The sequence below is a fragment of the Rhodoplanes sp. SY1 genome (assembly GCF_046000175.1).
Classification (GTDB): domain Bacteria; phylum Pseudomonadota; class Alphaproteobacteria; order Rhizobiales; family Xanthobacteraceae; genus Rhodoplanes.
In genome coordinates this window covers 1-537 of sequence record NZ_JBEOMB010000207.1, presented here as the reverse complement: position 1 = coordinate 537, position 537 = coordinate 1, and the positions used below count along the sequence as shown (strand labels likewise).

The window sequence follows — 537 nt, the reverse complement described above, 5'->3', positions numbered from 1 at the left end:
GGTGACGGTCGACTTCCTGCTCGGCACCGCCGGCACCGACATCATCGGCAAGTGCCAGGAGGTCCGGCAGTCGATCCAGACCAACCTCAAGGGCGAGACCATGACGCGCCCGGAAGTGATCGTCTCGACCTCGTTCTTCAACAAGTTCGTCCAGCACGCCAAGGTCGAGAAGTTCTGGCTCAACTGGATGAATGCCGGCGAGCTGGCGCGCGGCAACTATGTCGTGGCGGGCGGCCAGTGGGGCCGTGTCTTCGAGTTCCAGCAGATCCTGTTCCGCGAGTATTACGGCGTCGCACCGATCGGCAAGACGCCGGTCGCGACGCCTTTCGTCCCGGTCGACTACGGGTACGCCTACCCGGCCGGCACGACCAACATGTTCGAGACCTGGGACGCGCCGGCCAACGACGTCCGGGCCGTCAACCAGCCCGGCCAGGAGATTTGGATTTCGCCCAGCATCCTGGAGCATGGCGAGGGCGTCGAGCTGAAGAGCCAGTCGAACCCGCTCGCCATCTGCAAGCGGCCCGAGGCGCTGGTCGA

At 65.2% G+C, this 537-nt stretch carries 1 protein-coding gene; it reads left to right on the top strand.

The window, feature by feature from the left end:
* The coding region (locus ABTU92_RS28350) for a major capsid protein (protein ID WP_408094921.1) at positions 1–537 on the top strand (537 nt) is incomplete at both ends.